The 20871-nt window shown below is 61.9% G+C and carries 18 protein-coding genes, 1 tRNA gene and 1 pseudogene; 12 read left to right on the top strand and 8 right to left on the bottom strand.

Annotated features, from left to right (window positions below):
• The first annotated feature begins 47 nt into the window (after positions 1 to 47).
• Both BM449_RS10890 and BM449_RS10885 read left to right on the top strand, forming a co-directional pair.
• A complete protein-coding gene (locus tag BM449_RS10890) occupies positions 48 to 365 on the top strand; it encodes a hypothetical protein (RefSeq protein WP_186437607.1) in 318 nt (105 codons plus the stop codon).
• Positions 366 to 380: 15 nt separating this feature from the next.
• A tRNA-Pro gene (locus BM449_RS10885) sits at positions 381 to 454 on the top strand.
• Positions 455 to 498: 44 nt separating this feature from the next.
• Here the strand turns inward: BM449_RS10885 and BM449_RS10880 are convergent.
• Both BM449_RS10880 and BM449_RS10875 read right to left on the bottom strand, forming a co-directional pair.
• Complete coding sequence (locus BM449_RS10880) at positions 499 to 2046, bottom strand: glycine betaine ABC transporter substrate-binding protein (protein ID WP_071801232.1); 1548 nt, start codon at positions 2044 to 2046, stop codon at positions 499 to 501.
• The gene (locus BM449_RS10875) at positions 2018 to 3037 is read right to left on the bottom strand and encodes a CHAD domain-containing protein (protein WP_071801231.1); all 1020 of its coding nucleotides are present in this window, start codon (positions 3035 to 3037) and stop codon (positions 2018 to 2020) included. The genes BM449_RS10880 and BM449_RS10875 overlap by 29 nt, the downstream gene beginning before the upstream one ends.
• 161 nt (positions 3038 to 3198) lie before the next feature.
• Here BM449_RS10875 and BM449_RS10870 point away from each other — a divergent pair, with 161 nt between their 5' ends.
• Positions 3199 to 3699 (top strand): hypothetical protein, encoded by a 501-nt coding sequence (locus tag BM449_RS10870; RefSeq protein ID WP_071801230.1) that lies wholly within the window; start codon positions 3199 to 3201, stop codon positions 3697 to 3699.
• A gap of 8 nt (positions 3700 to 3707) precedes the next feature.
• Here BM449_RS10870 and corA read toward each other — a convergent pair whose 3' ends face one another.
• The 3 genes from corA to BM449_RS10860 form a co-directional block, all read right to left on the bottom strand.
• The gene (gene corA / locus BM449_RS10865) at positions 3708 to 4811 is read right to left on the bottom strand and encodes a magnesium/cobalt transporter CorA (protein WP_071801229.1); all 1104 of its coding nucleotides are present in this window, start codon (positions 4809 to 4811) and stop codon (positions 3708 to 3710) included.
• Positions 4808 to 4960 (bottom strand): hypothetical protein, encoded by a 153-nt coding sequence (locus BM449_RS15040; protein WP_162922869.1) that lies wholly within the window; start codon positions 4958 to 4960, stop codon positions 4808 to 4810. The genes corA and BM449_RS15040 overlap by 4 nt, the downstream gene beginning before the upstream one ends.
• Before the next feature lie 143 nt (positions 4961 to 5103).
• On the bottom strand, positions 5104 to 5991 hold the full coding sequence (locus tag BM449_RS10860) for a 3'-5' exonuclease (protein ID WP_233830671.1): 888 nt from the start codon (positions 5989 to 5991) through the stop codon (positions 5104 to 5106).
• A gap of 55 nt (positions 5992 to 6046) precedes the next feature.
• On the opposite strand from BM449_RS10860, the gene BM449_RS10855 reads away from it, so the two are divergent.
• Positions 6047 to 6508 (top strand): peroxiredoxin, encoded by a 462-nt coding sequence (locus BM449_RS10855; protein WP_071802224.1) that lies wholly within the window; start codon positions 6047 to 6049, stop codon positions 6506 to 6508.
• A 5-nt stretch (positions 6509 to 6513) separates the two neighbouring features.
• Positions 6514 to 7299, top strand: a complete 786-nt coding sequence (locus BM449_RS10850) for a DUF1350 family protein (RefSeq protein WP_071801228.1) — start codon at positions 6514 to 6516, stop codon at positions 7297 to 7299.
• 75 nt (positions 7300 to 7374) lie between these two features.
• Here BM449_RS10850 and acs read toward each other — a convergent pair whose 3' ends face one another.
• Complete coding sequence (acs, locus tag BM449_RS10845) at positions 7375 to 9342, bottom strand: acetate--CoA ligase (protein WP_071801227.1); 1968 nt, start codon at positions 9340 to 9342, stop codon at positions 7375 to 7377.
• A gap of 68 nt (positions 9343 to 9410) precedes the next feature.
• On the opposite strand from acs, the gene BM449_RS10840 reads away from it, so the two are divergent.
• Positions 9411 to 10061, top strand: coding sequence for an HAD family phosphatase (locus tag BM449_RS10840; RefSeq protein WP_071801226.1), 651 nt, complete (start codon positions 9411 to 9413; stop codon positions 10059 to 10061).
• Here the strand turns inward: BM449_RS10840 and BM449_RS10835 are convergent.
• Positions 10041 to 10265 carry a hypothetical protein gene (locus tag BM449_RS10835; protein ID WP_071801225.1) on the bottom strand — a complete coding sequence of 75 codons (225 nt, stop codon included), beginning with the start codon at positions 10263 to 10265 and terminating at the stop codon, positions 10041 to 10043. The genes BM449_RS10840 and BM449_RS10835 overlap by 21 nt on opposite strands.
• 71 nt (positions 10266 to 10336) lie before the next feature.
• On the opposite strand from BM449_RS10835, the gene BM449_RS10830 reads away from it, so the two are divergent.
• The gene (locus tag BM449_RS10830; protein ID WP_071801224.1) at positions 10337 to 11143 is read left to right on the top strand and encodes a prohibitin family protein; all 807 of its coding nucleotides are present in this window, start codon (positions 10337 to 10339) and stop codon (positions 11141 to 11143) included.
• A 48-nt stretch (positions 11144 to 11191) separates the two neighbouring features.
• Here the strand turns inward: BM449_RS10830 and BM449_RS10825 are convergent, their stop codons facing one another.
• On the bottom strand, positions 11192 to 11566 hold the full coding sequence (locus BM449_RS10825) for a hypothetical protein (protein ID WP_071801223.1): 375 nt from the start codon (positions 11564 to 11566) through the stop codon (positions 11192 to 11194).
• Positions 11567 to 12097: 531 nt separating this feature from the next.
• Between BM449_RS10825 and BM449_RS15450 the strand changes: the two are divergent.
• The 5 genes and pseudogenes from BM449_RS15450 to BM449_RS10805 all read left to right on the top strand — a co-directional run.
• A pseudogene (locus BM449_RS15450) lies at positions 12098 to 12226 on the top strand (IS5/IS1182 family transposase); the annotation flags it as partial.
• Between the two features lie 1994 nt (positions 12227 to 14220).
• Complete coding sequence (locus tag BM449_RS10820; RefSeq protein WP_145536658.1) at positions 14221 to 15348, top strand: hypothetical protein; 1128 nt, start codon at positions 14221 to 14223, stop codon at positions 15346 to 15348.
• A gap of 12 nt (positions 15349 to 15360) precedes the next feature.
• Positions 15361 to 15888: a hypothetical protein gene (locus tag BM449_RS10815; protein ID WP_071801221.1), complete on the top strand. Its 528-nt coding sequence runs from the start codon at positions 15361 to 15363 to the stop codon at positions 15886 to 15888.
• 1 nt (position 15889) lies between these two features.
• Positions 15890 to 17395: a hypothetical protein gene (locus BM449_RS10810; RefSeq protein ID WP_071801220.1), complete on the top strand. Its 1506-nt coding sequence runs from the start codon at positions 15890 to 15892 to the stop codon at positions 17393 to 17395.
• 23 nt (positions 17396 to 17418) lie between these two features.
• Positions 17419 to 20715 (top strand): cell division protein FtsA, encoded by a 3297-nt coding sequence (locus tag BM449_RS10805; RefSeq protein WP_071801219.1) that lies wholly within the window; start codon positions 17419 to 17421, stop codon positions 20713 to 20715.
• The last annotated feature ends 156 nt before the right edge of the window (positions 20716 to 20871 follow it).

Raw genomic sequence — 20871 nt, 5'->3', positions numbered from 1 at the left:
TCTTGGATCTACCCCCCAGGTCAGACGCCAAGCGCCACCTTCACCCTTTGCCAAAGGGTCTCGTCGAGCTCTATGGGCTGCTGGCCGTGCTGTTCGTGCTGGTGCCGGAATGGATGGCAGGCGGTGCCCTGGAGAGTTGGCCAGGCCAACGGCAGGGCGAAGCCATGCCCGTGGCCGCCAGTGCCTGGCGGCGTCAGCCCGAGCTGCGCCTCGCCGGTCTGAGCCTGTCCCAGTTGCGGCTGCTGGCACGCCGCCTACGGCTCTGGGGCTATGCCGGCCTGGGGCGGGAGCGGCTCACCACCAGGATCCTGCAGCAGCTGAAACGCCGTCGCCACTGGGAGAAATGGCTGCCCCAGGAGCTGTGATAGCTTCGCTTCAACCGGGGCGTAGCGCAGCTTGGTAGCGCACCACTTTGGGGTAGTGGGGGTCGTGGGTTCAAATCCCGCCGCTCCGATTCCACAGGGTTCACTTTTTTGGTGATCTGCTTTCTTTCACCCCTCAGCCCCGCCCTGGCGGGGTTTTTTTGTGGGCGGCGGTTGTCCACCCCTTGCCCTGGCGGAAGCGCCGCACCACAGCAGCCACCTCTTCCCCCTCGCCATCAACGGCGGCATTCATGCGGCGCATCTCCGCTTCGCTGATCTGGCCGGCGAGACCGTTGAGCGCGGGCAGCAGCTGGGGCCAGCGCCGCAGGGCGGCCGCATTGAACACCGGAGTGGCTTGATACGGGGGGAAGTACTGGCGATCGTCGATGAGGCTGCGCAAGGCCAGGGTTTCGATCAGGCCGTTGGTGGAATCGCCGGCAATCAGATCCACCCGGCCCTCGGCCAGGGCCCGGTAGGTGAGGCCCAGGTCCATCTCCAGGGGCGCTTCCTTGAAGCGCAGGCCATAGAGCCGGGCCAGGCCGGGGTAGCCATCAGGGCGGCTGAGAAACTCAAAACCGAAACCCGCGCGCCACTGCGGCGTGTGCGGAGCCAACTGGGAGAGCTTGGTGAGGCCCAGGGCCTTGGCTTGGTCGTCACGGATCAGGATCGCAAAGCTGTTCTCGAAGCCCAGGGAGGGGAACATCTCGAGATCGAAGCGTTGCCGGTAGAGCGTCCTGGCCCGCTCATACACCGCCTCGGCCCGGTCCAGCCCCGGCTGGGCCGGCAGGGGGGCCTGATTCAGCACCGAAGCCCAGGCGGTGCCGGTGTACTCCACGTAGCCGGCGATCTGGCCGGAGCGCACCGCCTCATGGCAAATCTGGGTGCCACCAAGGGCGAAGTCACGGCGCACGCGCAAGTTGGTCTGCGCTTCGATCTGCTGGGCCAGCAGTTCCCCCAGCAGTAGCTGCTCGGTGAAGGCCTTCGAGCCGATCGCAAGGCTGGGTGCGGCGGCAGGCCTGGCCAGCCAGAGGCCGGCTGCCAGGGCCAGGGCCACAGCGAGCCCCAGGCCGGCGAGCAGGCGGCGACGGCTGGAGAGGGCCCAGTCGGCCAGCAAGGCCATCAGCGCCGCCGGAACCGCGCCCTGCAGGATCAGGCCGTTGTTGACCGTGGCAATGCCACGGAACAGAAAAACGCCAAGCCCGCCAGCACCGATCGCCGCGGCGATCGTCGCCACCGCGATCGTGAGCACCATGGCCACCCGCACCCCGGCCATCAGCACCGGCAGGGCGAGCGGCACCTCCACACGCCAGAGGCGCTGGCGGCGGTTGAGCCCCAGGGCCATCGCCGCCTCCTTCAGCCCCTGCGGCACCAGGGTGAGGCCGGTGACGACCCCCCGCACCAGGGGCAGCAGGGCATAGAGGGTGAGGGCGACGATCGCCGGCCTTGCCCCCAGGCCGCCCACCAACGGCACGGTGATCAGCACCCCGAAGATCGCCAGGCTCGGGATCGTCTGGATCGCGCTGACCACGGCAAGCACCGGGCCTGCCCAGCGCGGCCGCCGGCTGATCCAGAGCCCCAGGGGCAGACTGATCGCCAGCGCCAGTGCCATGGCCACCGCCACCAGGGCCGCATGCTCCAGGCAGCGGCTCAGCAGTTCATCGGTGAGAGTCGCTCCGGACGGCATGGCCCGAGGGCGCCTGGGACAAGTCTGCGGCCATTGGAGCACTGGCAGGCGACTCTGGAGCAAGCAGGCTGGCCTGCAGGGCCCGGCGGCTGTCATCGGCGAGTTGGTATTCCGCCTGGCTCAGCCACTGCCCCCAGCGCTGCGCTTTCTGCAGTTCGATCAGCTGCTGCAGGGCTGGCAGGGACCTGCGGCGGTCACGCCCCAGATAGTCGTCCAGTGCCGCCTCGAGCACCTGCAGGTCATGGAGATCACCGAGACAATCCTGAGCTTTGCGTAGGTCCCGGATCCAGTCGCTGAGGACGGCATGGCCGAACGGTTCGAGGTATTCGAGGGAATAGCGCACCCCCTTGAGGCCCTTGCGCAGGTCATGCAGGGCGTCGTCGCTGGGATCGATAGCAAACCAACCGCCCTGCAGGAACAGATCGGCGCAGGCCCGGGTCTGCCACTCAAACAACCAGGAGCGCAGGGGGAGCTGCCCGATCGGCGTGAACCTGGGAGAGCGCTGCCACTTCTGCAGCTTGGCGAGCAGCGCGAGATAGGGGGCTCCGCGCAGGGTGTGGGCCAGGCCCTCAAAGGCCCGCTTGCGGTCCCGGCTCAGTTGCCTGAGCAGCGGCTTGAGGGTCTTCTGTTCCTTGCCGGGCAACTGGGGCAGCCAGGTGGAGCACAACTGGCCCCGCATCACATCGAGATCACGGCTGAGCCCGGTGCGGCGCGCCACCTTGGCAATGCGGCGGTCGCTCACCGCCGCCGGCACAACCAGCGCCGCCTCGAACAGGCCCAGGGCCGTTCGCAGCCGCCTCAGCGTCACCCGCAGCTGGTGCAGGGCTTCGGGGTCCCGATCGGCCAGCACCTCAGCCTGCAGGTGTCCGAGCCTGCGGGTCTGGCGCTGGATCAAGCCAGCGGCATAGGCGCCGCTGCTGAAATCAGGGCTGGTTGGGTCTGTGCTGGTTGGATCTGTGCTGGATAGGTCTCTGCTGGTTGGGTCAGCCATGGGCGCAGGTTGAGGCAATGGCCAAAGAGCCGCTGAAGCCGGCCTTCCATCCATAGACCACCGAGTCCAGCACCTCACCATGCCCGAGGCCAGGCGATGGCAGAGGTCGTTGCCTTAATGGCCGGTTCGTTCAGCACGGTTCTTGAAGCGCCGGTTCGTCCTTGGCCACTACTGAAGACAGCCATAAGCTGCCTGGAGCTGGGGGCAGGAGTCGCATCGATCACCGCGATGGCGCCGATCAACTGCCCCCAGAAGCCTGGGCCGAACTGGTGCGCGAGCGCCGTCGTTGGCTGTGGGGCGATGGCTATCCCCTCGCTGAGGTGCTGGGGAGGTTGCTGGCCGACGCCCCCCAACTGGCCGTCGCCCTGGGCTATGCCAACACCACCGCCCTGCTGCGGGAGGGCTACGGGCTTGATCTGGTGCTGGGTCAAGGGGCTGGACGGGCCCTGAAGCGGCTGGGTCAGGCCCAGCCCCAGCCAGCACCCGGCCATCAGAAGTTCTGCGCCTGCTGCGGCACCCCGTTCCAGGCGCGGCGTCAGGATGCCCGCTACTGCTCCAGCACCTGCCGCTCGCGGATCAGCCGCCGCCGGAACCAAAATCAACCCAGCCCCCACCAACCCAGCCTGGGCGAAGCGAATCAGGCCCAGGCATCCGCTCCCTGAGGCCTCAATCAGCGGCGTGTTGCCGTCCAATCCACGAACCAACCCCGGCGCCAGAGCAGGTAGGTCTGCAGCATGGCGATGAAGGCCATCAAGGCGAGGGCAAGGTAATAGCCGAATGGCAGATCCAGCTCCGGCATCACTTTGAAATTCATCCCATAGATGCCGGCGATGAAGGTGAGCGGGGCGAAAATGCTGGACACAATCGTGAGCGTTTTCATCACCTGATTCATGCGATTGCCGGTGCTGGCGATGTAGGCATCGGAAACGGCATCGCACTGGTGGCGCAGCAGCTCGGTGTTCTCGAAAATCAAGCGCACATGCTGCTCCATATCCTCAAAACCCCGGCGGGCCTCAGGTCCAAGTAACCGCTGGTTCTGGCGCAGCAGGATCAGGATCTGATGGCGCAGGGGCCAGACCTGATGGTGGATTCGGCGCAGACTGACCCGGGCCTGATACGAGCGGGCCAGCAATTTCGGCTTGGGATCGCGCAGGGCCATCTCCTCCAAGCGATCGAGCAGATCGGAGAACTGCTCAAGGATCGGAAAGAGCTCATCGAGCATCTCATCGATCAGAAAGTGGAGAACATCGTCGAGATCCTCCCGGCTCGGGGGCGGCGTCAGGTTGGCCAGCCAACGGGTGAGCTGGGGAAAGGATTCCTGCTTGGGCACCTCCTCCAGGCTGATCAAGAGGTTGGGCAACAGCAGCAGGCCCACCTGTTCGCTGATCAGCTGGGCGGGCGTTTTGGCAAAACCAAGCCGGTGGATCACCACCAGCACCGCATCGCCCGCCGCATCGACGCGGGTGCGCTGGGGCGTGTCGATCAGGGGGGCCTGCAGCTGGGCCGGTACCCCCAGTTGCCGGAAGATCTGGCGGATCAGGGCCGGATCCGCCAGTCCCTGGAGGCGCACCCAGAGCGGATCACCGCTGGCGATCAGGGGAGCGAGCTGGTCGGGCCGCTCCAGCTGGATCTGAACCATGCTCCCGGGTTCAAAACGCAGGACCGAGAGCCGGGTTGGGGCCGCTCCGCCATGGACAAACAGCTGACTTGGCAGATGGCCCGGCCGCTCCTCCAGTCGCCTGGAGATGAGGGAGTCGGGCGGGGTGCGGATCATCCACGCGTTCTAGCGATGCCGCCGCTGCCCGGATAGGGGACGGGCGGCTGCACGACGCGTTCGAGGCCAATGCAGACACTCAGCAGGAAGCCCTGGATCAACAGGCAACAACCGACCTGGGAACGGCGTTGCCAGAGCAGACCAGCCATGGGGAAGAACACGCGGCACCTGATTTCAGCGGGCCTGATCGCTTCCTGCTGCTATCTGGGCGACCGTGTCAGGCCTGACGGATCACAGCCCCTGGAACCTTGCTTTGAAAGGCGCCAATGAGCCCGGTTTGGATGGCGCGACCTCAGGCGCATTCGGCCGTCACAGGCGCCACCGGAAAGCCGACCACCGCCGCTTCCCGTTCACTCAGCCGCCGGCTCCAGGCCTTGGGAATCGGATCGTTCCAGCGAAAGCCAGCCTGGCGGGCCCGGTGCCGCTCGTCGTAAGAGAGCTGGGCCCGGTAAAGCTGGCGGGGTTCAAGGCCAGCGGCGAGCAGGGCTTCAAGGTCGTCGCAGCGCTCGAACACCTGAGCCAGATAGATGCAATCGGTGAGGGCGCGGTGGGCCGCCCAGACCGGCACCCCGTAGGCCAGGGCCAGATCCCGCACCGACGGGGTGGCGCGCAGCTGGCGCTCGGCGGGCCAGCGCAGGTCTTCCATGCTGCACAGCCAGGGTTTGCCTAAGGCCGGCAGGGGGCCGCGGCCGAACCACTGCCGATCGAAGGGAACGTTGTGGGCCACCAGCACGTCGGCGGCTTCAACAAGGCTGTTGAAAAGGTCGAGGGCCTGGCGCCAGGGCTGATCCAGCCGACTCACCGCCGCCGGAATACCATTGATGGCCTCGGCGTCATTGCTCAGGCAAGGCAGCAAAAAGGAGACCTGGCTGAGCACCGCCCGATGGGGCACGTCGAACAGCACGGCTCCCACTTCGATGCAGTGATGCTGGGCTGGATCCAGGCCGGTGGTTTCCGTATCGAGGATCAGCAGGCGGTTCGGAACCGGCCGCCCGGCTAACGGACCTGGCTGAGCTGGCGGGGCTTCAGCAAGCGAGGGGGCAACGGCGACGACAGGCGTTGGCTCCGCGTTCACCAGGCTGAGCAGATTGGTCTGCTGCCAGAGGCTTTGGCCCGTTCCAGCTGTTTCTTGCTCCTCCATGGCCAACCCCATCACCACCCCATGATCCCAGCTGGGCAAGGGGCCGTGGCCCAGGCAAATTTCCTAGGCTGAATCCATACGTTTGCGGATCCGCGTGGCCAACGCCATCCAGGTGGGAGATCGGGCTCCCCTGATTGCCCTGAGCGATCAGAACGGTGTCGAGCGTCGCAGCGACCAACTCCAGGGCCAGCCCCTGGTGGTTTTTTTCTATCCCAAGGACGACACCCCCGGCTGCACAGCGGAAGCCTGTGCCTTCCGCGATAACCACACAGCACTCGAGGCACTCGGTGCCCAGGTGTGGGGCGTGAGCGGCGACGACGCCGGCAGCCATGGCCGCTTCGCTGAGCGCCACCAGTTGCCCTACCCCCTGCTGGTGGATCGGGGCAACGCCTTGCGCCAGGCCTTCGGGGTGCCCAACGCCCTTCTGTTCCTGCCCGGCCGCGTCACCTACGTGATCGACGGCCAGGGGGTGGTGCGACACCTGTTCAGCAACCTGCTCGACGGGGCCGCCCATGCCCGTGAAGCCCTCACCGCCCTGCAGCTGCTGGCGGCCTGAATCCCATCTCCCCCGATCGCCCGCCACCATCAAACCGCTGGAAGCAGCAGGGCAGCCTCTGGTGCCTGTCCCCGCCGGGGCCAGCCGGTGAGCCGATCGGAACGGTCGAGTTCATCGGCGGCACCTTGCTGGCCACCAGCCCACAGATCAGCTACCGGCGCCTGCTGGAAGCCCTGGCTGTACGCGGGCTGGCGATCCGGGCCTGGAGTTACGTGCCCGGTTTCGACCACCAGAGCCAGGCCACCGAAGCCTGGCGCGCCTTCCGCCGGGGGCGCCAGGCCTCACCGGCCGAGCAACCGCTGTTGCGGCTGGGCCACAGCCTGGGTTGCAAACTGCATCTGCTTGCCCCCGACGGCGGCCGCGGCTGCAGCGGTTTGGTGGCGATGTGCTTCAACAATTTCTCCGCCGACCGCTCCATTCCCCTGCTGGCTGATCTGGCCCCACGCCTGGGCGTGCGCACCGAGTTCAGCCCCTCACCACAGGAAACCCTGCGGCTGGTGGGTCTGCATTACCGCCAGCCGCGCAACCTGCTGCTGCGCTTCGGCAACGATGCCCTTGACCAGAGCCGCCGGCTGATCGGCGTCCTGCAGCAGCGCCCCGATGACGCCTCGACCCTGGTCGAACGTCCCGGCGACCACCTCACCCCAGCCAGCGCCGGCCTGCGCCAGAACCTGCTGGGGGCCTGGGCCGATGACCCGGCCAGGCAGCGGCAGATCGACCGGCTGGCCGATCAACTGCTGGATTGGTGGGGCCACGTACCCAACCTCAACAAGTTTCCAGGTACTGGTTGACTCCTCCCTGGCGAGCACCGATCGGTTGATGCTGCCCTCGCTGCCCGGCTGAGCCAGGCCAGGCAGCTTTCGTCATCACACCCGCAGGGCATCGAGCACGGAGCGGTCTTCCAGGGTGCTGGTGTCGCCGCTCACCTCTTCGCCAGCGGCTAAGGCCCTGAGGATGCGGCGCATGATTTTGCCGCTGCGGGTCTTGGGCAGGGCATCGCTGAAGCGGATCTCATCGGGGCGGGCAATCGGGCCGATTTCGGCGCCCACGTGCTGGCGCAGTTCGGCCATCAGCGCCTCATCGCCGCTGAGACCGGTCTGCAGGGTCACGAAGGCGACGATGCCTTCCCCTTTGAGATCGTCGGGGCGGCCCACCACGGCGGCTTCGGCCACGGCCGGATGGCTCACCAGGGCCGATTCGATCTCCATCGAACCCAGCCGGTGGCCCGACACGCTGATCACGTCGTCGACGCGGCCCATCACCCAGAAGTAGCCATCGGCATCACGACGGGCGCCGTCACCGGCAAAATACAACGGCCGACCATCGGCGCCGCTGATGTGCTCCCAGTAGCTCTTGCGGAAGCGCTCGGGATCACCGTGAACCGTGCGCATCATTCCCGGCCAGGGGCGACGCACCGCCAGATACCCCCCTTCATCCACGCCGACGCTGCGGCCTTCGCTGTCGACCACATCGGCGGCGATGCCTGGCAGGGGCAGGGTCGCGGACCCCGGCTTGGTGGGGGTGGCCGCCGGCAGGGGGCTGATCATCACGCCGCCGGTTTCGGTCTGCCACCAGGTGTCGATGATCGGGCAGCGGCCATGTCCGATCACCTCCCGATACCAGATCCAGGCTTCGGGGTTGATCGGTTCGCCCACCGTTCCCAGGATGCGCAAGCTGCCCATGTCGTAGTGATCGGGCACCTCGCGGCCGCTCTTCATGAAGGCACGAATCGCCGTGGGAGCGGTATAAAACAGGCTCACCTTGTGCTTCTCGATCACCTCCCAGAACGCACCCGGTTTCGAGGCCCGTGGGGCGCCCTCGTACATCACGGTGGTGGCGCCGGCGGAGAGCGGCCCATAGACGATGTAGCTGTGGCCGGTGATCCAGCCCACGTCGGCCGTGCACCAGTGGACGTCGTCTTCGCGCAGGTCGAAGATCCACTCGAAGGTGAGCTGGGCCCAGAGGTTGTAGCCGGCGGTGGTGTGCACCACCCCCTTCGGTTTACCGGTGGATCCGGAGGTGTAGAGCACAAACAGCCGGTCTTCGCTGGCCATCGGCTCGGCCGTGTGCTCGGAGCTGGCGGGCTCCACCCGCTCGTGCCACCAGTGGTCGCGGCCTGCTGTCATCGCCGTGGGCTGCTCGGTGCGGCGCACCACCAGCACATGGTCCACAGTGGGGCAGGCGTCGCCGGCGAGGGCCTGATCCACGGCCGGCTTGAGCGCCACAGCCTTGTCCTTGCGGAAACCGCCATCGGCGGTGATCACCGCCTTCACGTCACCATCGATCAGACGGTCACGCAGGGCTTCGGCGGAGAAGCCACCAAATACCACCGAATGGGGCGCACCGATGCGGGCGCAGGCCAGCATGGCGATGGCGGCTTCCGGCACCATCGGCATGTAGAGGGCCACCAGATCTCCTTTGCCGATGCCCAGCTCCAGCAGGGCATTGGCGGCCTTGCAGACCTGGGCATGCAGCTCGGTGTAGGTGAAGCGGCGCGTGTCGCCGGGTTCGCCTTCCCAGATCAGAGCCGTCTTCTCGGCCCTGGGGCCCTGCAGGTGGCGATCGAGGCAGTTGTAGGCCAGGTTGGTGGTGCCCCCCTCAAACCAGCGGGCAAAGGGCGGGTTGCTCCAGTCGAGCACCGTCTGGAAGGGCTCGAACCAGTGCAGCAGCTCACGGGCCTGGCGTCCCCAGAAGGCGTCAGGGTCAGCCTCCACCTCGGCCACCAGGGCCTCGTACGCCTCCAGGCTGGAGATGCGGGCGCCGGCGGCCAGGGCTGCGGGCGGCTGGAAGACGCGGGCTTCCTGCAGCACCGATTCGATCGTCTCCTCGTTCATCGCCTAGTCCCCATGGGTGGCGCCATTCAAGCCGGATCCCGGGCACCGGGAACTGAAAGAATGGCGGCATGCTCCGCCCAGCCGCCTGCCTGTTCGACCTCGACGGGCTCCTGCTCGACACCGAACCACTGCACGGCCGGGCCTGGAGCGAAGCCGGCCTGGCCTTTGGGGTGCAGCTGAGCGAAGGCCAGCTGCTGGGGCTAAGGGGACGTCGGCGCCTGGACAACGCCCGCCAGGTGATCGCCTGGATCGAGGCGGAAGGCGTGAAACCGCCCAGCACGGAAGAATTGCTGGCGGTGCAGCAGCCGATTGCCCGCCATCTGCTACCGATGGCAGAACCGATGGAAGGGGCTCCCGAGTTACTGGCCCGCTGTCAGGACCTGGCGATCCCGATGGCCTTGGTCACGAGCAGCACCAGCAGCTCGGTGGCGTTGAAGAGCGCGCCCCACCCCTGGCTGGAGCTGCTGGAAACCCGTGTCTACGGCGATGATCCCGACCTGGGCAGCGGCAAGCCCGCCCCGGACGCTTTCCAGTTAGCGGCCCTGCGCCTGGGCCATAACCCCATAGACTGCTGGGCCTTCGAGGATTCCCAGGCTGGCACCCTGGCAGCCCTGGCGGCTGGCTGCCGCGTTCATGTTCTGTTGCCGGCCGGCGTGGGCCAGGAGAACTATCCCGCCGCAGCCCATTGCCTGCGTTCCCTACGGGAGCTTGGCCTTTGAGCCGGTGATGCGCTGAAAGAGCCAGTAACCGAGCCAGCCCCAGAGCAGGCTCCAGACCGAGAAGGTGGTCAGGGTACCGAGCTGGTTCGCGCCGATTTCATAGACGCCGGCGTTGATCAGGCCGGCATCGATCAGGGAGCCGCCGATCCCCCAGCCCAGCACCCAGCTGGCGATGAAGCCGATCGCCTGAAGATTGCCGGTCATTGCGACGCTTGCTGGTCACCCCATTCTGGTCCTATGCCTAGGGTCGTGGCTAACACAGGATTCGTGACCATATGCAGAGCTCAATGCGCCCAGCCGGTGGGGATGGGCCTGGAACCACGTTCCAGGTGATCGCAGCGGCAGCGGTGGCGCTGCTGATCCTGCTGACCCAGACGATCTTCATCGTGCCGGCCGGCAACGTGGCAGTGGTCACCACTCTCGGCAAGGTCACGGGCGGCCAGCGCAGCCCGGGGCCGAACATCAAGGCCCCGTTGATTCAGTCCACCTCGCTGTTCGATGTGCGCACCCAGGTGCGGCCGGAGCAGTTCTCCACCCTCACCAAGGATCTGCAGGTGATCGAGGCCACCGCCACGGTGAAGTACGCCGTGAAGCCCACGGAAACTCCGCGAATCTACGAAACAATCGCTACCGACAACTCCCAGATCTATGCGCGCGTCATTCAGCCTTCGCTGCTCAAAGCGCTGAAATCGGTGTTTTCCCAATACGAGCTGGTGACGATCGCCACCGAATGGAACAGCATTTCTGAACTGGTTCAAGAGAAAGTGGCCGAAGAACTGACCAAGTTCAATTACGTAATCGTCCAGGGTCTTGATCTCACCGGCCTCCAGATCGCCGAGGAATACCGGGCCGCAATCGAACAGAAACAGATCGCTGACCAGAGGCTGCTGCGCGCCCAGACCGAGGTCAAGATTGCTGATCAGGAGGCCAAGCGCTACCAGATCCTCAACTCCAGCCTCGATGACCAGGTGCTCTACAAGCTCTTCCTCGACAAGTGGGACGGGCAGACCTCGGTGGTGCCGGCCCTGCCTGGCACGGTTTCAGGCAGCGGCACTCCGGTGATCGTCAACGCCCGCCGCTGAGCTGGGTAGCGAGGTAGGCCCGGATCCAGCCGCCTTTCAACAGCCGGTTCAGCCGTCGCTGTGACACGGGGGTTGGAGCCCGGGCAGGGTGAATTCCAGAAACCAGAGAAAGTCCCGGGAGCGCCAGCCCAGGTCGAACGGTGCGGTGGCCTCCCATTCGGCCTGCTCCAGGCCAAAGGCGCTCTGCAGATAGGCCGGCACCAGGGCGGCGATCGCCTCCTGACCCGGGTCTCCCTCCTCGAATAAACAGTCGAGATAGAGGGCCGCGAAGATGCCGTTCTCCTCATCCACCACCACCAGCTCGAACGGGCCGTCCTCAGCAGGCAGAGGGTTCACCTCAAAGAACTCGTCGCGCTCCAGTGGATCGTTGGGGGCCTGCTCCATCAACGTCGCCAGCGCCTGCCTGAAACGATCGAGAGCCATGGGGTTCCAACAAGAGGGCCCTGAAGTCTCGCGCCCCGGCCAGCTTGGGGATATTCCTCACTCCGGCACCATCAAGGAGTTGTAAAAAATGGAAGAGCAAAGCACAGCAAGCGGACGAAATCAATCACCAGATTGGGCGCCCTCAACATCCTAGGGAAAAGCCTGAACGTTCTCCTACAGCACAGAGGCGGGAGCGTTGATTACCGCAGAATATCTGCTGCATCAGAAAAGTTCTGAGAAAGCTTGTCATCGAATTGCTCAAGAACCCCGTCACTACTTGCCGCCGGGAAAACTTTTGAAAAACAATCCAATTTGCGAAACAATCAACCTATGATCACGCTTCAGTACTAAGGAGACTCTGAAAAACTCAACCATTACGCGGGACAATGGCCCTGTGATCACCGTTCAGTCCTGAGTTGATGGCAATCAATCAGCTTGGCTTTACGTATTACTAGCAGACGACGGCTAAGAAGCGCACCGTTACAGAGGCCAAAGGCCGAGCAGGGCGGAGCCACTAGCGGGGAAAAGTTCCTGGCTGAGATGGAAGAAGTGGTGCCTTGGCAGTCATTAATCGATCTGATTGAGCCCAGCCACCCCAAGACGAGCAAAAAGGGCGGCCGGCCTCCGTATCCTTTGGCCACGATGCCTCGCATCCACATAAAAGAAGCATCTGCCGCCGAGAGGTTTCGTCTGATCCACCACCTGCAAGGCCGCTTCTATGTCTCCTTGCTCTGCTGGTAGCTGGGGGTGCCCCGGAGTGGCTACTACATCTGGAGCCGTCGCCAGGAGGCCACGGGAAAGCAGGGTCCGAAAACGCGGTGCTCACAGCTGAGTTACAGGCGGTATTCCAGCAGCACAGCTGCTTCTACAGCTCCCCGCATGTCCACCAAAAGTTGGTAGCTGCCAGCCGCCAGGTCGGGAGCCACCGTATGGCCAGGCTCAGGCCGCAAGCTTCCGCGCAGCGGTTGAAACGTGCACAGCTGCAGGGCAAGACCCGCAAGGCATTCTGCACTTGCAGCATGGCCAGCAGCGGTGCGTACGGGGCGCAGGGAAACCCGCTACTGCATGAACTACAAGCCCAAGGTTCATAACTACTGCTGGGCCGGCGACATCTCCACCATCCGTACTACAGCAAGACGGCGCAGTATCTGACGGTTTGGATCGATCAGTTCAGTCGCCCCATCGTCGGCCGGTAGGTCAACAGCCGGAAGGGGACTTCCATTGTGGTGGAGGCGCTCAACCGAGCCCTCAATCATCGCCAAATGGAACCTTGCCTACTGCACATCCACAGGGATTAGGGCGGTCGCTACCGAGCCACTGACTACCACATTCTACTGAGGAGACATGATCTCAAATACAGGATGTCCGCCAAGGGCTGCTGTTGGAGCAAAGCCGTGGGGGAGGAATTTTTTTAACCATCAAACTCAGGCTTGATCTTGATGACGACAGCGAGGTTTTGGTCACTCCCCAGCATCTGCAGCGCGATCTGGCCTTCTAGATCGAGTGCTACTACAACCGCAAGCGTCGCCATTCAACAATCGACAACCTCAGACCGATCGATTACGAGCAAAAGCTTATTCCAAGTTCTGCACTCATGCCAGAGAAGCCTTCAGCAGTCTCAATATATCCGTGGAACTCCAATCTTTACCCCACTATCCAACGAAAAGCCTAGCATTATGGCCTTTGGTCGACTTCACCTAACTCAAGCTACCCTGCCAGGATGAGTCCATGTCATTACCTACCAGGCATGAGAGCAATGCTCTCACTGGCCACTTTGCTATCTGGGTATCCATAACGACAGCAGGTGAAACATGGCTCTCAGTTGTCTCATGCCTCAGAAGTGCCTCAATCGGATCCTAGACCCTGTACAACCTGGCGAGGAAACACAGCTAGACGGCATCGCTCGCTGTATCGACACATTGAACTAATCCATCGAGCCACTTGGCAGCGAAAGTGGTCGAGCTGGAAACACTTCAACTTGCCCCCCCCCCCCAAAAAAAAAAAAAAAGGGGGGGGGGGGGGGGGGGGGGGGGGGGCAGAGCCCCGCCTCTGACACACTTTGAAGCAACCTTGAGCGAAGGAGAGAGAGCAGGAGCTACAAATACAGCAAAACAGAAACTGGTGACTATAATTAAGGGAGCGACCAGTCCGGGAAGTGTCTAATGATAAGTCCATGACCTGAAACGACTACAAAGACTACCGCTGCTTAGCCTTAACTACTACCGTAAGAGAGGCAACAAAAAAGTGCGCCTTACAAACCTTGTTCAGTAAAAATAGATACATCGGTTTCTTTTGATGCAGAGGATCCTTCGACCACTCACCCTCAGCCGGAGATGGAGGATGCCCGGGCAGATGGTCAGACAATCAAGAGATATTTCAATCGCCCTCAAACTCGCCAGACTCGAGCTATGCGCCAATAGTGTTACTAGGTATCGATAGGTGAAGAATATGATATCAAAAATCTCAGGAACGCCAACAGGCGCCTCCTTATGCCAGGTCGATTGAGATTCTCAACAGCACTGCTCAGCATGATGTTCCTGTCATCGTTGATGCTTCTGGGCTGTACACCCAAACTACCTGACTGCGTCATTAAAACTGCCGACGCCACGGCCAATCCAACTCCAGCCACCGTTGGCACACAAGCCAACCAGCTGTTGATCGGCATCGATGGCAGTGGCTCGATGCTCGGCCATGCTCAAGCAGCCGATGCCTCCCGGTGGCGCAACCTGCTCCAGGCCGTGAATCTTTCGGCCCAAACTCAGGGGCTCTCCAGCAAAGCTTTCCGTATCGGCGGCGGCACGGCCCAGGAGCTCAGCGGCGAGCGGGTGACGCTGGCCACTGATCCCTGCTTTTTCAAGGGCTGCGGCGGTTACTCCGCAGTGGCTTCCAGCCTACAGACCCTCTGGGACGTGCAGCCCCAGGGAGGCAGCACGCCGCTGCGGCTTCTGGTGAGTGACCTTGAGGTCAATCAGAGTGACATCTCCAGCCTGATCGGCGCTGTCCGAAAGGATCTACTCAAGGGGGCTTCCGCAGGGGTTCTGGCCCTGAAGCTGCCATTCCAGGGGCAGGTCTTCGATGCGCAAGGTGTCAATATCCATACCGGAAAACTCAATCGCCCTCTCTATCTTCTGGCCACAGGCAAACCCGATCAAGTGAGCTCCCTGCTTCAGGACATCCAGAGAAATATGGCCCAAAAAGGTGTCACGACCCAGGAACTTTCGATCCTCGACGGCAATACAGGACTGCAAACATTGACAGTCAAGTCAGCAGCGGCAATCCCCAACAACAAGGGAGCGTCAGGCAGTCCTGTGCGCCTACAGAACATCACTTACTCGCCAAGTAATAACGGTAACTATGGATTCGTTCGGCTGAATCCAGGAGCCACCGGCCTTGTGCTGGCCACCACCACGCCCTGGAGTGGAGGCACCACCCGCCCTGATCTGGGCCTGGTCCGCCTTGAGCGGATTCCTACCTCGCCAAACAGTTCCAATAACCTGGGGGGGGTTCGCCTCAAGAGCATGAGCGTGGCGGGCTCGAACCTGCGCCTGGAATTCGACATTCCCAGCTCCGCTCCCGCCGGTCTGCTGCGGGCCACGATTCCCCGCGGCAGCCTACCAGAGCAGTGGTGGCTCGAGTGGGATCGCGCAGACCCGAAAGCTGCCGGCGCCAGGGAGCAGACTGAAGGCCTGCTCCTGCTCATGACCACCCTGGGACAACAGATTGGCATGAATGCAGCCAACACCCCTGCTGCTGCGCTATGCGTTGCCTACCAACACACCTGAATCTGCCCTTCGATGCGATCCACTCAGTACATCTGGCTTGGGCTCACCGTTCTGATCGGCATTCTCTGGGTTTTCATCATTCAGAACTGGATTTTTCTCAACCTTTTTTCAGCTCTGTTGGGCCAAAATCTGAATGTATTCTTACCTCAGATCAGTAGCCCATCTTTCACAATACTCTGGATCAGCTGCACTATTGCCTTGCTTTTCTGGATTTTCACGACGTTGAATGGCAAGCCCCGCAATGCTGCAGAAGTGAAGAGCATGCAGCCAAGGTGGTGGATCTCCACTATTCTGCTGGTGCTTCTGGGTTGGCTCTCTCAGCTGTTCTTTACTGTGCTGATCTGGCAGATTCAATCCGCTTCTCCTGTCGAAGGGAGCGGGGTGAATTACTACCCCTTACCGGCCGGAGGTTGGTTGTTGGTGATGGTGTTCGTGGTGCTCAACGTTCTGCTTCTGTTCTGGTTGCCCACACTGCTGGCCTCTCCGCGCACCTACAGGTTCGTGGTCCCAGGTGCCGTCCGTCTGCTGGGAGGGCGCTGAGATGAGTCTTTTCGCCATCGGTGTGGGGGGCAGCGGGGCCAAGTGCCTCGAAGCTCTCTGCCATCTCCATGCCTGCGGTCTGCTCCAAAACGGCAGCGATCAGCCTCCGCGGCTCGGCACCTTCCTGGTGGAACCCGATCAGCAGAGCACCCTGCGGGCCCGTGCTCAGACCGCCATGGATCGCTACGACAAGATGCGCTCCTTGCTGGGAAACAAGGCTGAACACTTCGCTCGCGGAGAGCTGCGCAACTACGGCACCTGGAGCCCGCTGAGCAATGCATCGGGAGCCATCAGCTTGGATCAGGTGTTCCCCAAAGCCGTGCTGCGGACCCAGGCCAGTGGCCTGGCCGCCCTGTTCGACTGCCTGTTCCCACCGGAGGAGCAAAGCGCTGAGCTCGATGTGGGCTTCCGGGGACGGCCGCCAATCGGTTCAGCGGTCATGAGCCGGATCAGCCTGGCGAGCGAAGCCCAGACGGGGCAGTGGCAACAGATGCTCAGTGATATCCAGGCGGCAGCCGGTGCTGGCGACACTCCAATCATCCACCTCTTCGGCAGCGTTTTCGGAGGGACTGGAGCCTCAGGAGTGCCCACCCTCGGGCAGATGCTCAAGACATGGCTCGCTGAGCTTGGCTTGACCAGAGTCCGCGTCAATGCCTCACTGCTGCTGCCCTATTTCGACTTCGAGGGCCAGGGACAGGAGGGCACGGGCGTCCATGCCGAAGCCCGCAACTTTCAGCTCAATACAGATGCCGCCCTGCAGTACCTGCGCAGTAGCGGAACCAGCTGCTTCGATCATGTCTACCTGATCGGCAGCGACATCAAAGCCCGCTATGGCTTCAGCATCGGCGGCCGCTCCCAAAGCAACGCTGCCCATCTGGTGGAGTTGCTGGCGGGGCTGGGATTACGTCATAGTCTCCAACCAGCCTCCCAGCCTGGCTACGCCTATGTGCTCAGCCGTGCCACAGCGAATCAGATCAGCTGGAACGACATTCCCGATCATGAGATCGTTGGTGAGGGCCTCTCCCGCGGAGCCCGGTTTGCGGTGGCCTGGCTGAACAACTTCAGTCTTGAACTCGATGCAGCCCAGAAACTCTCGATGGGTTCTTTCCTCAGCGGTGCCCCCTGGGCGCGGCAGTTCTTTCAGCCCAGCGGTAAGGCCACAGGAACCCAGGGAGGCCGTCCCAGCATCCGCAGTACGGAAGAACTGAACCTCAAGTCAGCCATCGACGCCTATGTCGAAACCCTGCTGCAGTGGCTCAACCAGTTCAGCAGCAACACCGGTTCCGGCTTCAACCAGGAGCTGTTCACCCAGAGTTTGCTGCAGCGCAATCCCAACTATGACAATGCCCTGGATCGCGTCGTGAAAGGTTCAGCGCGCCCAACCAGGGAAGAGCGCCAAGACATGGTGGAAGACATCAAGGTCCAGATGGACAAGCTCACTCCCGAAGACATCCCCCATAACGGTGTGGCAGGTCTGGCCGACACCCTCTGGACACTCAGTTTCTGACTCGCACCACCATCACTGACGCCATGGCCCCTGACAACACCGCCGAGACCATCCTTCAATATCCCTGGTTCCCGAAAACAGATCCCCCCCTGGCGGGAGGTTCGCGCTCGGGCGAATGGCAAAGCCGTGACCAGCAGAACTTAGGCACCATTGCCGACAGCCTCGTGTACGAAGTTGCCAGCAGCCGGGTGAATTCACTGCCCTCTCCTTGGTCGAGGGCGCTGCAGTTTGAGCAGGCGGTGATCAATCCTCGGTATCCCACAGGCAAGGCCCTGCTCGAGGAACTCTTCGGCTGTTTCGCCACCGTTGGCCTGTGGGAAATCTACGGCTTGAAACTAGAAGCAGAGCAGGTCAGTCTGGCGGAGTACATCGAACAGCAGGATGAAGCCGTTGGCCCCTTTGCCCGCAGCCTGTTCGGATCAAAACCAAGCGGTGCAAAAGCGCTTTACACCCTGACCGATGGCAGCAACCCCTGGGCAACCCTGCATGTGCTGAAGGTTGACGGGGTGGTGGTTGGCTTCACATCACCGGTCACGGTGCTCTGCCCAGCGGTCCATCTGCCTGCTGCGATCCAGGGGATGAAGTGGACGGCTGAAGGCTGTTTCAGTGCTCCGACCAGCTGCCTGGGAGCCCAGCATCGGCAGTCACTCGCAGCTTGGCTCAGTCATATCAGCCGAGGCATTCTCACGGCTCCCGATCGCAACAATCAGTTGATGGCCAACCAGATGGCCCAGGTGTTAAGCGGTTTCATTCAACGATTGAGCGATAGCCGATCTCTCGATCCCATTCTCTCCGACAACCGCATTGTCAGCCTGCCACCACGACCAACAGCAGTGGCACTCCTCGCGAGGGCTGCCAAGGGTGGCACCAGCCCGAGCAACGCAGAACTCGTGCTGGAGGATCGCCGCCAACGCCCCTTGGCGAAGACTCCAGCCGAAAATCGGCCGGTGATTCTGGTTGATCGGGAGATGCCCAATCGGCTTGGTCTTCCCGCCAACGAGATCACCCTGCATGCAGCAGCAACCCTGGAATCAGTGGGGTATGACAAGAACCAGCTGCTGCGGCTCTATGGCGACACGATTGAAGTTCTGACCCCGGACGATATCTTCCTTGCAGAGCTATTCCTGCTGCCAGGGCCAGCGGCATTGGTGAATTCCTGGTTGCCAAATCGGCTAGAGGGCCAACCGATGGTGAACGGCAATCCCGTCACGCCTCTGCTGCCACTTCAGCCACGGATGCGTGAGCTGTTCAGCAGCGCCGAACTCGCCAAAAGCTGCTCCCTCAGGCTTGTGCAGACCGGTGGCGGCATGGCGATCGAGCTGACCCTGATGCTGAGATTAAAAGGGCAGAGGGATCCTTATCCGATCACCAGAGTATTTCCGATCAAGGAGCAGAACCTGATCGATGAAGACCTGCCAGTGATCACACTCTGGCCCAACATTCCCGATCAAAAGTGGAAGAACTACTATATTTTCTGTGAGGACAGCAGCACAGGCCTGACGGTTGATGGCTTCAGCGATTATGAACTGCACACGGGTCGAGACGGCCAGGAAAACGTCAAGTATTTCACCTCTGAGCGATTTCCAGACCTGATCAAAGTGATTGAAAGAGGAGAGGTGTGTGGGCTGATTCCAGTTAATCCACCACCGCCGCCTGGAAACATGTCTGCCACCTGGCGAGTGGGGTTTGATTTCGGCACCTCCTTCACCAATTTCTTCATCCAAGACGGGACCGGTCCAGCTCGTAAGCCTCTGGAAACACGCGTCATTCCTTTGACGCTGGCCCAAAAGGAAAACCAGCTAAATCTCTTATATAAATTCTTCATCCCAGAGCTGTTACTTCCCAAAGATTCCAATCCGCCAACGTCCACTGCCCTGAACACCTATGGCTGGCAGGAGGTCAAAGGGAAAGTTCCAGATCTCTATCATCAGGCTCGGGTCCAGTGGCCCAGCACCAATGCCCTGGCGATGCGCGGTAACGGCGTTCATACAGGGTTCAAGTGGCGCCAACTGAATTATCAGAAGCCATTCCTCAAAGAGTTGGCCCTGTTGATCAGCAGCAATGCTGCAGCTGGTGGTGCTGCAGAAGTGCAATGGGCTGTTTCTTATCCAAGTGCCTTTTCGCCTAATGAAGCACGTAACTACAGGCGCCAGTGGGGAGATCTCTGCCAGGAGCTCACTGCTCTGACAGGCCTGAGCCATCAGCTCGTGGAGGATGGCGGGGAAGGAGGTCTGCAGACCGAAGCCGTGGCTTTTGCCAGCTATTTCGGCAACTATCTTGGCCGGCAGATGATTCATACTGCCTGCCTGGATGTAGGTGGCGGCACTACCGACATCAGCATCTGGCAGGACAATGGGCTTCTGCACCAGGTTTCTATCCCCTTTGCTGGGCGCAACATCTGCACCAGCATTCTTCAATCAAAACCCTCGTTCATTCAATTTCTGTTTGCACCTGGGGTCACTGGAGAGATCGCGAAAGATGATGCCAAGCTCAGACAGGATCCAAACTTCAACAGCTGGCTGGATAATTGTCTGCGCTATGCCTCCGATGAACTGCTGCAGGATCGCATGCCCATTCATCGAGCCGAGCAGGACAAGCAACTATTGGGCTTTATCAGCCTGATGGCGGTGAGCTTTGGCGGGATTTACCACTACCTCGGCCTGGTTCTCAAAGCCTTGGCCAGGGAGGGGCGCCTTCGCAAGCAGGCTGCAATGCCGGTGTATCTGGGCGGCAACGGTGCCCGTTTCATCAACTGGCTCGACGAGAGTGGGGCTTTCTCCAAAGGCTGCGATGCCGACATCCTGATGGAAGAGCTGCAGCGCAGGAGCTCTGGATTTGTAGAGAGCCGCCAGGGAGCTGCTCCCACAACTCTCTCCAATGCTTTTAAGGATGAGACAGCATGCGGCTTGATCAGCAAGGGCGTCAATCTCCAGGGAAATTTTGATCCCCGCAAAGACCTGATGTTCTCCGGCGAAGAGCTTGTGATCAACGGCATTACCTTTGGGCCGTTGGATCGCATTGAGATTCCTAATAACATCAATCTTCTAGACAGTTACGAGCTTGGAGGTCTCACAGAGTTGCGCAAGTTTGTCAGCAACTACGACGAAGCTCTGGGCTCTGCAAAGATCAGCAGTCTTCTGCCGATTCGCAAGCTGATTTCCCTCGACAGCCTTTGGGATGATGTAGCGACGCAGGCACAGGCCTTTGCCCAAGGCGAAGTTGGCAAGGAGATCGGCGACCTTGAGCCCGAACCAGCGTTTGTGATGGGCCTGCGCGCCCTGATCACGATCCTTGCCCGTGAGTGGGCCGAGCGTTTCTGATTCTTTCCCCTGTGGCACCTGCTTAGTCATCATGCAGTTTCTGAAGAGTCAAAGCTCGCGATCGCCCCTGCCTTTCATTCTTGCTGGGGCAACGGCCTTATCGCTTGTGGTCACTCTGCCAGCCCTAATACAGCCCGAAGTTCAAAGCAGCACCCA

It is taken from the genome of Synechococcus sp. SynAce01 (assembly GCF_001885215.1).
Classification (GTDB): Bacteria; Cyanobacteriota; Cyanobacteriia; order PCC-6307; family Cyanobiaceae; genus Regnicoccus; species Regnicoccus frigidus.
The sequence above is the reverse complement of the archived record's forward strand: the minus strand, read 5'-3'. Positions and strand labels throughout refer to the sequence as shown.